Origin of the sequence: Vreelandella indica (assembly GCF_037070225.1) — a bacterium.
Classification (GTDB): domain Bacteria; phylum Pseudomonadota; class Gammaproteobacteria; order Pseudomonadales; family Halomonadaceae; genus Vreelandella; species Vreelandella arctica.
Genome location: NZ_JBANSO010000016.1, coordinates 54,931 through 67,808 on the forward strand (window position 1 = coordinate 54,931; position 12,878 = coordinate 67,808).

At 52.5% G+C, this 12,878-nt stretch carries 7 protein-coding genes; 6 read left to right on the forward strand and 1 reads right to left on the reverse strand.

Annotation, left to right across the window (positions count from 1 at the left end):
• The first annotated feature begins 776 nt into the window (after positions 1-776).
• Genes V8L71_RS12480 through V8L71_RS12490 form a run of 3 tightly spaced genes read left to right on the forward strand, consistent with a single transcriptional unit; the run spans position 777 to position 7,384 of the window.
• The gene (locus tag V8L71_RS12480) at positions 777-5,339 is read left to right on the forward strand and encodes an EAL domain-containing protein (RefSeq protein WP_336274306.1); all 4,563 of its coding nucleotides are present in this window, start codon (positions 777-779) and stop codon (positions 5,337-5,339) included.
• Positions 5,340-5,346: 7 nt separating this feature from the next.
• On the forward strand, positions 5,347-6,828 hold the full coding sequence (locus V8L71_RS12485) for a GAF domain-containing protein (protein ID WP_336274344.1): 1,482 nt from the start codon (positions 5,347-5,349) through the stop codon (positions 6,826-6,828).
• The gene (locus tag V8L71_RS12490; RefSeq protein WP_336274307.1) at positions 6,821-7,384 is read left to right on the forward strand and encodes a biliverdin-producing heme oxygenase; all 564 of its coding nucleotides are present in this window, start codon (positions 6,821-6,823) and stop codon (positions 7,382-7,384) included. The genes V8L71_RS12485 and V8L71_RS12490 overlap by 8 nt, the downstream gene beginning before the upstream one ends.
• Here V8L71_RS12490 and V8L71_RS12495 read toward each other — a convergent pair.
• Positions 7,353-9,455, reverse strand: a complete 2,103-nt coding sequence (locus V8L71_RS12495) for a S9 family peptidase (protein WP_336274308.1) — start codon at positions 9,453-9,455, stop codon at positions 7,353-7,355. The genes V8L71_RS12490 and V8L71_RS12495 overlap by 32 nt on opposite strands.
• A 62-nt stretch (positions 9,456-9,517) precedes the next feature.
• Between V8L71_RS12495 and V8L71_RS12500 the strand changes: the two genes are divergently transcribed.
• The 3 genes from V8L71_RS12500 to V8L71_RS12510 all read left to right on the forward strand — a co-directional run bounded on the left by V8L71_RS12500 (position 9,518) and on the right by V8L71_RS12510 (position 12,663).
• Positions 9,518-9,943, forward strand: a complete 426-nt coding sequence (locus tag V8L71_RS12500) for a hypothetical protein (protein WP_336274309.1) — start codon at positions 9,518-9,520, stop codon at positions 9,941-9,943.
• Between the two features lie 46 nt (positions 9,944-9,989).
• Positions 9,990-10,769 carry a class II glutamine amidotransferase gene (locus V8L71_RS12505; protein WP_336274310.1) on the forward strand — a complete coding sequence of 260 codons (780 nt, stop codon included), beginning with the start codon at positions 9,990-9,992 and terminating at the stop codon, positions 10,767-10,769.
• A gap of 208 nt (positions 10,770-10,977) precedes the next feature.
• A complete protein-coding gene (locus V8L71_RS12510; protein ID WP_336274311.1) occupies positions 10,978-12,663 on the forward strand; it encodes an AMP-binding protein in 1,686 nt (561 codons plus the stop codon).
• Positions 12,664-12,878: the final 215 nt, after the last annotated feature.

A 12,878-nucleotide genomic window follows, 5' to 3' on the forward strand; every position in this document is an offset into this window, starting at 1 on the left:
ACGCTTGAGCACAACACAGAAAAGTGCTTTTTAGTTAATTTTAATTAACCTAAAAGTGCTCTGCCAACCATCCCTGCAAAGCCTCGATGGGCATCGGTCGAGCAAATAGGTAGCCTTGAAATACATCACAGTTAAACGCCGTTAGTTGCTCTTACTGCTTAACGACGTTTTCAAGTGAGGAATGCGTCGACTTACCATCAGTATCGCGATACCTAACAAAAAGCAGAGCAAGCCGGGGATTAACTTAATTGCTCGCAGTAGCCATGCAGGCACCGGCCATCCAAAGTGAGCCGCTAAAGCAATGAAGCCAATAACCCATAAAAACAACAGCCCGGCAAGCTGCAAAATGCGCCGCTGACAGTGCCTATGTGCACCGAACCACAGACAAAACGCAGCCAAGATAAGTATCGGAACGGCTTGATTTGGAAGGCACGTGTGTCCACTTAATAAATAAATTGCGTAATTAGTGGCGTCGAGAGCGTTGTGGAATAGCGCATAAAAGGCGTTCGTGGCGAGTGCTAGCCTCGTCGCTTTACGCCAGCGTTTTAGTTTGCCATCACTAAATTTCTATATTTGAAGTTAAGTTTGGCTGATTAGCTGGGGTTGCCCAGGTGCACAGCGAATGTCTAAAGCTAAACTAAAAGCAGTAGCAAATACGAATGTAATCTGCATTAAAAAACAGGTGGTTATTGGGCTGGTTCGACTTCTGAAAATGTCGCTTTGCGCAGTAAGGTGTGTAAACTGAGCGGAGACTGTTTCCCCTTGTAAGGATTCTCATGACCGCTGCCAGCTTTCCTCCCATCCCTCCCCTCGTGGTGGGTATCGGCGCCTCTGCTGGCGGGTTAGAAGCCATTTCAAAGTTGATAAAGCCGCTTGATCCGGACATGCCACTGGCTTATGTCGTGTTACAGCATGTATCTCCGAAGCATAAAAGTATGCTGGTCGACATTTTAAGCCGAGAGACCCGTTTAAGCGTCCAGCTCTTTGAAGATAATCAAACCCCAGAAGCGGGCGTAATCTATGTGGTGCCTGCGAATACCAATGCTCTTATTAAAGAGGGGGTTTTTTATACCACCCCCATAAGACCTCACGTTGGGCCAAAACCGTCGGTTAACGAATTTTTTATCTCGCTAGCGGCGGACGCTCATGAGGCTGCGGTAGGGATTGTGCTGTCAGGCACCGGTTCTGATGGTACGGCTGGCTTACGCGCTATTATGGCGGCCGGTGGCATCACGATGGTGCAAACGCCAGCCAGCGCTAAGTACAACGGCATGCCGCAATCGGCGCTGGATGCCGGCGTCATTGATTATGTATTGGATGTAGAGTCCATGGCGTCACGGTTGGCTGATCTTTCTCGCCTTGAACGTTCAGGCATGGAGGATAAACAGGCCTACGTACCAGAACGCTTATTAGCATTATTAAAAGAGCATCGAAAGCTAGATTTTTCCGGCTATAAAAAAGGCACGTTAAGTCGACGCATCAGGCGGCGCTTGATTGCTACAAATGTTGCCGATATGCATCAGTATTTAGCATTAGTGGAGTCTGATGCTGCAGAATTAGAGCAGCTAGGTCGCGATATTTTAATTTCGGTAACGGCATTTGTACGCGACAGGTCCGCATTTGATGCTTTGGATGGGGCTGTGAATAGCCTTATCCAAGAGGCAGGTCGTGAGCCAATTCGGATATGGGTGGCGGGCTGTGCAACAGGGGAAGAGGCTTACTCGATTGCGTTAATGATTGCCGAGGCCAAGCGGCGGCATGGCGAGTTCAGCCGTGTAGTGCAGATATTTGCTACCGATATCGACGAAGATGCTTTGGAGATTGCTCGACGCGGTCGCTATATAGCGGCTGCCCTTGAAGCGTTGCCGTCCGAGTGGGTGGAGCGTTACTTCACTGCTGACGAGCATACGTACGAGGTCAACAAAGAGCTGCGCGATATGGTCGTGTTTGCCAAACATAATTTGGTCAACGACCCCCCATTTTTGCGATTGAACCTGGTTTCTTGCCGTAACGTGTTGATCTATTTCAATAATGAGTTGCAGGCGCGGGTGCTGCAGCGCTTTCATTTTGGCCTCAGAACCAAAGGAGTGCTTTTTCTAGGGCGCTCGGAAAGTATCGCCCAAACCGAAAGTTTATTTACGCCGCTGAATAGACGTGAACGTCTGTTCCGCAAACAGGGTGAAAGCCGCGAAGTAGCCGTGCGTTCATCGCAAGGGGGTGGGGAGAGTCAGCCTTTACGTCGGCGTGATCGCGATATGCAGCAATTGTTAGATGGGCTGGTTTCCCATATGGAAGCAACTGTTGCCTTGTGCGATACCCAAGGAAGCGTGCTGCATACAGCGGGTGACGTCGCTAAATTTTTACATTTTCCTGCTGGTCGCACGCAAGTAGGCATCAGCGATGTGATTAGTCCGGTGTTTCGCGGAGAGCTGATGACGATGTTGCATCAGTTCCAGAAACTGCGGGAGCCTCAGGTAGGCCGCCGTCGGCGTTTTGAAGACCGCTGGTGGCGGCTCAGTGTGCGGTCGCTGGAGAGCGATGACGACAGCCGTCTTCTGGTGATTCTAACGCCGAATCCCATTACTGAAGCTGTTCCAGCAACCGATGTGTCGTTAGAGCGGCTAATGGAGCCGCTGCCAACGGAAAAAGGAAATAGCTTAGAAGATGAGCTGGTGGCTACCCGTGAACATCTCCAGGCGCTAATTGAAGAGCTGGCCACGGCCAACGAAGAGATGCAGTCGCTTAATGAAGAGGCCCAGGCGTCCAATGAAGAGTTGCAGGCCACTAATGAAGAGATGGAGGCCGCCAACGAAGAGCTTCAAGCTACTAATGAAGAGCTGATAAGCCTTAATGAAGAACTCAATGTTAAAACCGGTGAGCTGACGAAGCTTAACGAAGAGTACACCTACCTCTATGATGCACTTGATTTTCCGCTGCTGGTATTTGATACCGACCACTGCTTGAAGCGCTATAACGCTCCAGCCGCACGCTATTTCAACTTTCGACCTACGGCCCTTCAGCGGCACGTGGGGGGGTTAAAACTTCCGTCTGCACTCAATAACTTGGAACAGCAGCTTGCCAGCGTTATGACCAGTGGGATGCCGGAAGAGGATGTGGTTGAAGTTGAAGGGCGGTTGTTACAGCGAGTATTGACGCCAGGCGTTAGTCGAGATGGCAAGGTAGAGCTATTGATCGTGACGTTGATGGACATCACCGACCTTAGCCATGTGCAGGCCAAATTACGCCAATCCCAGGCGCAGTTGAACGCACTGATGGAAAATAGCACGGTGATGATGGCGCTCAAGGATCTCAATGGTCACTACACGTTTGCTAATCCCCAGTTTTTAAACACGTTTGGCTTGTCCCAGAATGAACTTGTAGGCCATACACCCTTTGAATTATTTCCGGAACCCTATGCTAGTTCTCTGTGGACATGTGACCTTGAGGCACTGCGCTATCAGCGCATGGTAAAAGCGGAACACGTGTTGACCACGCCTGACGGCGGCGTGCGTATTTTCTCGTCGGTTCATCAAGTCTTACGCGATGAGCAAGGCCACCCACACCTGATCCTGACAGAAGCGGAAGATATTACGTCGCGCAAGCAGGCCGAGCGGGAAATGCAGGTGGCCGCTAAAGTCTACGAGCAGGCGGGTGAGGCCATTGTTGTCATTAATGCGTTAGGTAATGTCCAATCAGTTAATGCCGCCTTCTCACGGATTACCGGATTTTCCGCTCAACAGGTACTGGGCACCCCGGCGCTGCCGCTTATATACAGCGAACAAGAAAATGGGATGGATACTGAGCCTGCGTCCACCTGCCATATTTTATGGGAGCTAGTTCAACATAATGGCTTTTGGCAAGGAGAGGTGTGGAACCGCCGACATGATGGCAAGCTGTTTTCACAGTGGTTGACGCTGAACAGTATTGAGCCGGATAGCCATGAAGCAATGCTCTATGTGGCCGTATTCTCGGATATCACGCACATTAAAGAGTCTCAGCAGCACGCGGAGTACTTAGCCACTCACGATGCGTTGACAGGCCTCCCCAATCGGACGTTGTTTCAAGACCGCCTTCAGGTCGCCATTGCCCACGCTAAACGCAATAATCAAATCAGCGCGCTAATGTTTCTAGACCTGGATAACTTTAAAAGCATTAACGATACCTTGGGTCATGACGTTGGTGATGAGCTGCTGATTCAAGTGGCTGCTAGGTTGCGTGAGCTGGTGAGAGAGATGGACACCGTAGCCCGATTGGGGGGCGATGAATTTACCATTATCGTCACGGAAACCACGATTGAAGGTGCCGAACAGGTGGCCAAGCGGATAGTTGAATCGCTTTCCAAACCTTTTGAAGTTCGCCGTCATTCGCTATTCGTCACCTCAAGTGTTGGCCTAGCTTTTTGCCCCGATGACGGTGAAGATGTGGCAGGCCTCACCAAAGCTGCCGATACGGCCATGTACCGTGCTAAAGAGAACGGTCGTGACCGTTTTGAGCTATTCAAACCCGAGCTGCAAGAGCGCTTGATGCGAGACGTCGCCATAGAGCACGCCTTGCGAGAAGGCATGGAGCAAGGTCGTTTGCACTTGGTCTATCAGCCTAAATTTACCAGCGCTTCTCCCAATCAGATAGTGGGAGCCGAGGCGTTACTGCGTTGGAATGATCCGGTACTGGGCGCGGTAAGTCCTGCCGATTTTATCCCTGTCGCAGAAGCAACAGGCTTGATTTTAGAGCTGGATCGGCATGTTGCGCTGCTGTTGGTTAATCAGCTGGCGCAATGGCTTGCTGACGGTATCTGCCCGCCGCCAGTGGCCATGAATGTCTCTGCCCGCAGCTTTCAGGAAGAGCGTTTCATCTCCCATTTGTTTACCTGTTTAAAGCAGTACCGTGTCCCCCACGAGCTTATCCAGGTAGAGATTACCGAAAGTACGCTGGTGGACCGCTCGAGCGCGGCATTAGGCAATATTGAAAAACTGCGTGAAGCTGGCATCAAGCTGGCGGTCGATGATTTTGGCACTGGCTACTCCTCTCTGGCGTATCTAAAACGGTTGCCGCTGGCTGAGCTGAAAATAGACAAAAGCTTTGTCGACGGTCTAGGTAATGCTGATGAGAGTGACCAAGCGATTGCGTTGGCGATTTTGGGCATGGCCAAAGCGCTCAATATCCGCACCGTGGGGGAAGGGGTGGAAACGCAGGCTCAACTGAGTTGGTTGACCGCTAATGGCTGTGATTACGTTCAAGGGTACTTATTATCAAGACCTCTACCGCTGGCTGAGTTTACCGTGTTAGTAGCGGCCTATGCTTTGCCTTCAAGCAACGATGACAAGGAAAGGAATTCCTAACGTGGCGATGCAAGACGGGTTTATCGAGCAGTGTGAGCAGGAGCAGTTGCATCTTTCCGGCGCCATTCAGGCTCACGGGGCGCTGGTGGTGAGTGATCTTCAAGGACGTGTCAGCCATGTATCGGCTAATTTGGCAAGCTTACTCGCTTTAGATATGCGTATTGAACAGCTACTAGACCAACCGCTGCCCGAATTTCTTGAGGAGGTTCACAATATCGCCCCACCCCTTAATCAGGGGGAGCGCTATATTGGCCAGGGGAATATTGGGCAGCAAGAGTTTGATGTGATCATCAGTCATAACGGCGAACAGCTGATCTATGAGCTTTACCCAGTGGATGCTCATGCTGACCTGATGCCTATGACAGGGGAGGCCTATCCTGTACCAGAAGATCGCCAAGCGCTGGAAATCCAGTGCCAGCAACTATTAGAGGCGCTGCTGGCCTTAAGCGGCTTCGATAGAGTGCACTATTACCGCTTTATGCCGGAAGGCGACGGTGAAGTAACGGCGGAAGCCCGTCAGCCGGAGGTGGATGGTAGCTACTTAGGGCTGCGTTTCCCCGCCAGCGATATTCCACAGGTGGCACGTCAGCTCTACTTACAAAATCCATGGCGCTCTATTCCCCACGCCAGCGCTGAACCCTCGGCCATTGTTGGGCGTGCCGAGTCATCACATCCCAATCTTACCTGGACTGATCTGCGCAGCGTATCGCCTGTTCATCAAGAGTATATGGCCAATATGGGCGTTGGCTCGGCTATTTCTCTCCCCATCACCCAGTCAGGTGAACTTGATGCGCTGATCTCTTGCCACAGTGCGGTACCAAAACAGTTAACGGTTAGCCAGTTACAGGCCATGAGTGCGCTTTCAGAAGCCTTTAATTTACGTCTTCGCGACTATAAAGCACGTCGGCGGTTACAGATACTGGATGGATTGCAGCGCCAGTTTGACCAAGCCAAAGCGGTACTGATGCGCCATGGTGAGTTAGAGAGCGCTTGGCCCGAATTGAGTCGTTGGCTAATGGAAACGTTTAATGCTGATGGTGTTATTTTGCAGGTCGGACATGAGTACCATCAAAGAGGGGTCGTATTATCGGCGAGCGCTGTGGGTGTTGTAGCCGAGGCGGCCAGGTTTGAAACGTCGTCCGTATGGATAAGCGATAATCTACAGCGCGATTGTGCTGATATGCCATTGAGTGAGATTGCGGGCGTTGCAGTCGTTAGTGATTTACCTCTGGATCAGTATCACAGCGTTAATCTCTATCTTTGCCGACTGGAACACCTCTATGAAGTCACTTGGGGCGGCAATCCAGATAAACCTGTCGACTATCGCAATGGCAGCAGTGCGATTGCCCCGAGACGGTCATTTGAAGCCTGGGTGGAGCAGCGTGTGGGTCACAGCAGGCCCTGGTTTTCCAGTACTCGTATCTACCTGCTGAAACTTCGTGCCTTACTTCAACAGGCAAAGTCATTCAGCTGGACAACGGATGAGTAATCCAACGCTTAGCGAATGGTTGAAGCGTGAAACACGGGCAGACCATCGTCGAGTGGATCAGCACCCCGCGTTGAAGCCGCTGCTTAAGCAGGATTTAACCCTGCCAGAATATGCCACTGCGTTAAGCGCCCTTTATGTGCCGATAGCCAGCTTAGAAGAAGTGTTGAGCATTGGTTTAACTGCTCACGGTGCTCACTACCCCCTCACTCAACGAGCAGCGCTGCTGAGGGCGGATATTGATCAATTAGGCCATCAGGTGAGCGCACCCCACGGCGTTTCACTACCTGAGAGTATGGCGAGCATCGTAGGCATGCTCTATGTGTTGGAAGGGTCGCGTTTGGGGGGCGCCATGATTGCTCGACACGTTAAGCGCGTGATGGGAAATCAGGTACCGCTGCGTTTTTTGACTACTCACCCTTTAGAGGAGGCCCAGTGGGCCGACTTCTGGCGTTTCGCTGAGCATCACTGCCCGACCGCTACCTGGCCTGCTGTGTTGGCGGGGGCACAGCAGGCCTTCATACTCTTTATGCAGGAGCTGGAGAGGGTTGAGTGTTAAGGCCCAGCGCCCAAAGAATAAACGCATCTTGCCGCGCCGTATCGCGCCAGGCTTTGAAACGCCCGGATGAGCCACCGTGGCCGCTACTCATATCAGTACGCATTAGAATCGGCGCTGAACCCAGCTGCTGCCGTGATACCTGGGCATAAAACTTGGCTGGCTCCCAGTAGCTGACTCGGGTATCAAACCAGCTGCCTTCAATCCACAGGGCTGGGTAAGCCTGCGCCTTGATATTGTCGATAGGGGAGTACGCGGCTATTCGTTCGGCCACTTCTGGGTCGTCGGGGTTCCCCCACTCGCTGTACTCTGCGGTCGTCAGTGGAAGTTCCGGATTCTGCATCGTGCGCAGCACGTCCAAGAAAGGCACATCAAGTAGGGCGGCGCAGAAAGCGTCAGGCGCGCGGTTAATGCAGGTGCCAACCAGTAGCCCACCGGCGCTGGCGCCATAGGCAACGACATGCCGCGGATCACTAACGCCTTGCTCAACCAGTGCCTCGCGCGCTGCCAGGAAATCATGGAAGCTGTTTTCCTTATGGGCCATCTTGCCGTTTAAATACCAGGGTTCACCGCGCTCACCGCCACCTCGAACGTGAGCAACAGCAAAAGCTGCGCCACGTTCGAGTAGCTCTAACCGGGCGATAGAGAACCAAGGATCTAGCGCCTCGCCATAAGCACCGTAGCCATACAGCAGCGTGGGTAAAGGCTGATCCGCTAGGTCGGCGCGCATGACCACCGATACCGGTACCTGCTCGCCGTCATGGCTGGTGGCCCATAGACGCTTACTGATTAATTGTTCAGGCTGAAGATTGCCGTAAACGGGCACACGTTTGAGCAGCGTGCGTTCGCCGCTGGTGAGATCAAGCGCGAACCAACTGGGTGGCTGGGTAAACGACTCTTCGCGCAAGCGCAGTATCTGGCTATCAAAGTGCGGTGCATCTTCCAACAGTTGTGAACATGGCTGTTCGGGCAGGGCAAGATACTCATCCAATGTGCAGGCATGCTGCGCGTCAAACACTAATCGCCTTAAACGCACCTGCGCTTGGTCATGATCGCGCTCACCCAGCATCAGCCCCCAGGAGAACGCATCGACGCCTTCAAGCGTGGCCTCTTCACGGTGACCGATTAAGGTTAGCCAACCTAATTGGCGCTGGCCAAGCTGGCTTTCCTGCAGATAATCAAGCTGGAAGTGAGCGCCTGCTTGATTATGCAGTCGATAAAAGCTGCCCGGGCGGTGATCAATGCTGTACTCCACCCCCGCTTGGCGCTGCTGAATGCACCGCGGCGTCTCGGCAGGGGAGTGCGCTGGCAGCAGATGAATTTCACTGGTGTCCTTTGAGCCGCTTTCGAGCAGTAGCCATGACCGTGAACGGGTTTTGCCGATGCCAATCCAGAACTCCGGGTCGTCCTCACGCAGCACCAGCTCAGGCGCTAGTGAGGCGCTGGGGTTAGCCAGGCTTAGTAGGATGCGCCATACGCTATCGGGGCGCTGAGTGTCATCAAAGCGGGTAAATAGTAGGGTGGCGGTGGTGGCCGTTTGATCTTCTGCCCAGCATAGGCCAGCGCCAATATCGCTAAGCAGTTGCACGGGTGATCCGTTAGGCAAGGCTTTCAACCAGAGCGTAAAACGTTCATCGCCTTGGGTATCTTCTGTCCACGCTAGCCACTGCTCGTCGGGTGAAAGCGCCATGTCGCCCATGTCGTAAAAGTCATACTCGGCGGCGCGGGCGCTAACGTCGAAGAAGCACTCATATTGTTCAGGTTGGTTATTGGGATGACGCCACCAGCTTGGGTAGTCGTCTTTGGCGCCGGTCTTGCTCCAGAACGTAAAGTGATCAAGCGGTGTCTTAAGGCTGGTGACGGCTAGTTCACGGCGAGCCAAGTGGCTCTGGTATAACGCTTCCTCCAGCGGAGCTAGCGGGGTAAACCAATCGGCTTGTTGCTGGTTGGCGGCTTCTAAAAAGTCACTAACGTCAGCTTTATCACGCTCTTCTAACCAGTGCCATTGCGGGTCATTAGCGCGATAATAGCGCGCAGCGGGTAAGTCTGAGTGTATGCCGAGCTGTGCTTTCATAAATTGATAGGTACCATAACGGGAAATCAACGTCGGGTGAGTTCACCCACATGAGGGGTATTATGCTGTTTGCAAATTCAACGTCACTGCTGTGGTTGAGTTATTACGGTCTGTCGCTGTTAGTGATTGTCGCGGTCTACTTTGCGTTTGTTTTTCTGCCTCGCTTACCGCGTCTAGTGCTGACTTGGTCAGTCGCTGGTGCAATATGGGCGCCTGCTGGTTTCCGGTTGCCGCTGATTGAAGAGGGTGAATTCTATACCGGTTGGGCACCTTCGGCGATGGTGGCAGCGGTTGGCTTTTTAGAAAATAACGGTTCAGCGCTGCGTGGCGGGCTGATGTGGCTGGTGTTGGGTATGGCGCTAGGCGCGCTTATTGGTGTCGCCCTGTGGTGGTGGCGTCGTTCTAGCAATGCTGAGTATGTGACACAAGAAGAGGAACCTCATGATGACCAGCCGCCTTCTCGTCGTCGTGAACCGGTGATTGGTTAATGAGCCCCTTAACCAACCCTTCGGTGTTTAAGCATGTGTGAAGCGTATGTGTGAACTGCTTGGCATGAGCGCCAATGTGCCTACCGATATCTGTTTTAGCTTTTCGGGCTTTTTGCATCGTGGTGGGGGCACCGGCCCCCATCGTGATGGATGGGGCATCGCCTTCTATGAAGAGGGCGGTTACCGCGATTTTCGTGACCCTCACCCCTCGGTCGATTCGCCCATTGCGCGGCTAATTTGCGACTATCCCATTAAGTCTAACGTGGTGATCAGTCACATTCGTCAAGCGAATGTGGGCGGCGTAAAGCTTGCCAATACCCATCCTTTCACCCGTGAAATGTGGGGGCGTCCCTGGTGCTATGCGCATAATGGCCAATTAAGTGGCTGGGAGAGTCTAGCGTTAGGAAACTACATCCCGGTTGGCAGCACTGACAGTGAACACGCCTACTGCTGGTTAATGGGAGAACTTCGCCGTGAGTTTCCTACCCAACCTGCGGAACCCGAAGAGCTTTGGGAGCGCTTGCACCAGTTATGTGAGCAACTCAGAGCATTGGGCGTATTCAATATGCTGCTCTCTGATGGATGCTATTTATATACGTTTTGCGCCACCAAACTGGCCCACATTACTCGCTGCGCGCCTTTTGGTGATGCGGAACTTTCTGACGCTGAAATGACGGTGAATTTTGCCGAACATACTACGCCTGACGACATCGTTTCAGTGATTGCCACTGAACCTCTCACCCACAACGAAGCCTGGCAGCGCATGGAGCCGGGTGAGCTATTGGTATGGCGCGACGGAGAAATCCAGGCGCGTTACTGTCCATAAACGAACGAACTACTAAATTGTAATGAGAGAAGCAGCCAATAAAGCGGAACTGGCTATGGGCTAAAGTTGAAACGTCAGTTTTAATCGATCGTTTTACAGCCTGTTGTAGGTCGTATATCGTTGGGCTTCTTAACTTATTTTTCAGACAGAGCTTAGCGACAACAACAAGGTCGGTGACTTACGCCGACGCCAATAGCGGAGATTGCCCATGAGCGAACACGCCAACGCCGCCGTTTTACGTGGCCCAGCGCTTGAAGGGTTGGATCAATACGATTCAGTCACGGATGTTTTTCATACCGCAGTAGAGCGTTTTAAGGACAAGCCTGCGTTTTCCTGTATGGGGAAAACGCTAACCTTCGCCGACCTTGACCGCCTGTCAGCAGACTTTGCTGCTTGGCTGCAGCACGAAACCGACCTCGTGCCCGGGGATCGGATCGCGATCCAGCTACCTAACGTACTGCAGTTTCCGGTGGCGGTATTTGGCGCGCTTCGGGCGGGGCTGGTGGTGGTCAATACCAACCCGCTATATACCGAGCGGGAAATGGCTAACCAGTTCAAAGACTCCAATGCTAAAGCCATTTTAATCTTGGCCAACATGGCGGATAAGCTGGAGAAAGTGCTCGATAAAACAGACATCAAACACGTGCTAGTCACGCAATTAGCTGACTTGCACGATGTGCCCAAGCGCTGGCTAATCAATGCAGTGGTGAAGCACGTTAAAAAAATGGTGCCGGCCTATTCGCTACCCAGTGCAATTGGCTTTCGCGATGCGCTGAAAAAAGGTGCCTCACTAAGCCATACCGAGGTCAAGAGAACTCACGACGATTTAGCTGCGCTTCAATACACCGGCGGCACGACGGGAATGCCGAAAGGGGCGATGCTGACTCATCGCAATTTGATCGCCAACATGCTGCAGGCTCGCGAAGCCATCGGGCCTCATCTGAACGATGGTGAAGAGCTGATTATTGCACCGCTGCCGGTCTATCACATCTACACGTTTACCGTTAACTGCTTATTTTTGATGGAAACGGGCAACCACTCTTTGTTGATCACCAATCCTCGCGATTTGGATAGTTTTGTCAAAGAGCTTAAGGGATTGCCGTTCACCGCTTTCATCGGCCTCAATACGCTGTTTAATGCACTATGTAACCGGGACGATTTCAAACAGCTGGATTTTTCTAAACTGAAACTGACAATCTCCGGTGGTATGGCGCTGACCAAAGCCGCGGCGCAGCGCTGGGAACAAACCACCGGTTGCCCGATTGCTGAGGGCTACGGCCTAACGGAAACATCACCTATTGTAAGCTTCAATCCCACCGATGCGATTCAGTTGGGCACCATTGGCAAGCCGGTAGCAGGCACTGCAGTAAAAGTTGTCGACGCGGATGGCAATGACGTGGCGATGGGTGAGCCTGGGGAGTTGTGCGTGCAAGGGCCGCAGGTGATGAAAGGCTACTGGCAGCGTGAAGACGAAACCCAGGTTTCGATTGATGAGAATGGCTGGTTCCACACCGGTGATATCGCCGTGCTGCAGGATGATGGCTATATTCGCATCGTAGATCGTAAAAAAGACATGATCCTGGTCTCCGGCTTCAATGTTTATCCTAATGAAGTCGAGGATGTGGTAGCCGCTCACCCGGACGTCCTGGAGTCGGCAGCGGTAGGAGTGCCGGACGAAAATGCTGGCGAAGCGATTAAGCTGTTTGTGGTGAGCAAAAATAGCCAGCTTGATGAGAAAACGCTGCGTGAGTGGTGCAAAAAAGAGCTAACCGGCTATAAAGTGCCTAAAATCATCGAGTTTCGAGATGAGCTGCCCAAAACCAACGTGGGCAAAGTGTTGCGGCGCCAACTGCGTGATGAGGAGCCGTCAAAAATGTCATCAGATAGTCATTAATAAACACTCGATTAGCGGGCGAGGGCAGGTTGTAACAAGGGTCTTTCGCCATGGCCGGAAAATATTCCTGACAATTCCGGCATTTCCGCCATCCATGGCGGTCAGGTGGCGAAAGTAGCGCCCACGGACGGGTTCACAGCGCCCTTGTGGAGACCTGGTCTCGCCCGCTTTCTGTTTGCTTTGTGGTTAGGCGTCGTGGAGATGAAAGCGTTACA

Excerpts from the sequence above, each read along its gene's own strand:
- V8L71_RS12495 (WP_336274308.1), bottom strand. The coding sequence starts at position 9,455 with ATGAAAGCACAGCTCGGCATACACTCAGACTTACCCGCTGCGCGCTAT.
- V8L71_RS12485 (WP_336274344.1), top strand. The coding sequence starts at position 5,347 with ATGCAAGACGGGTTTATCGAGCAGTGTGAGCAGGAGCAGTTGCATCTT.
- V8L71_RS12500 (WP_336274309.1), top strand. The coding sequence starts at position 9,518 with ATGCTGTTTGCAAATTCAACGTCACTGCTGTGGTTGAGTTATTACGGT.
- V8L71_RS12480 (WP_336274306.1), top strand. The coding sequence starts at position 777 with ATGACCGCTGCCAGCTTTCCTCCCATCCCTCCCCTCGTGGTGGGTATC.
- V8L71_RS12490 (WP_336274307.1), top strand. The coding sequence starts at position 6,821 with ATGAGTAATCCAACGCTTAGCGAATGGTTGAAGCGTGAAACACGGGCA.
- V8L71_RS12505 (WP_336274310.1), top strand. The coding sequence starts at position 9,990 with ATGTGTGAACTGCTTGGCATGAGCGCCAATGTGCCTACCGATATCTGT.
- V8L71_RS12510 (WP_336274311.1), top strand. The coding sequence starts at position 10,978 with ATGAGCGAACACGCCAACGCCGCCGTTTTACGTGGCCCAGCGCTTGAA.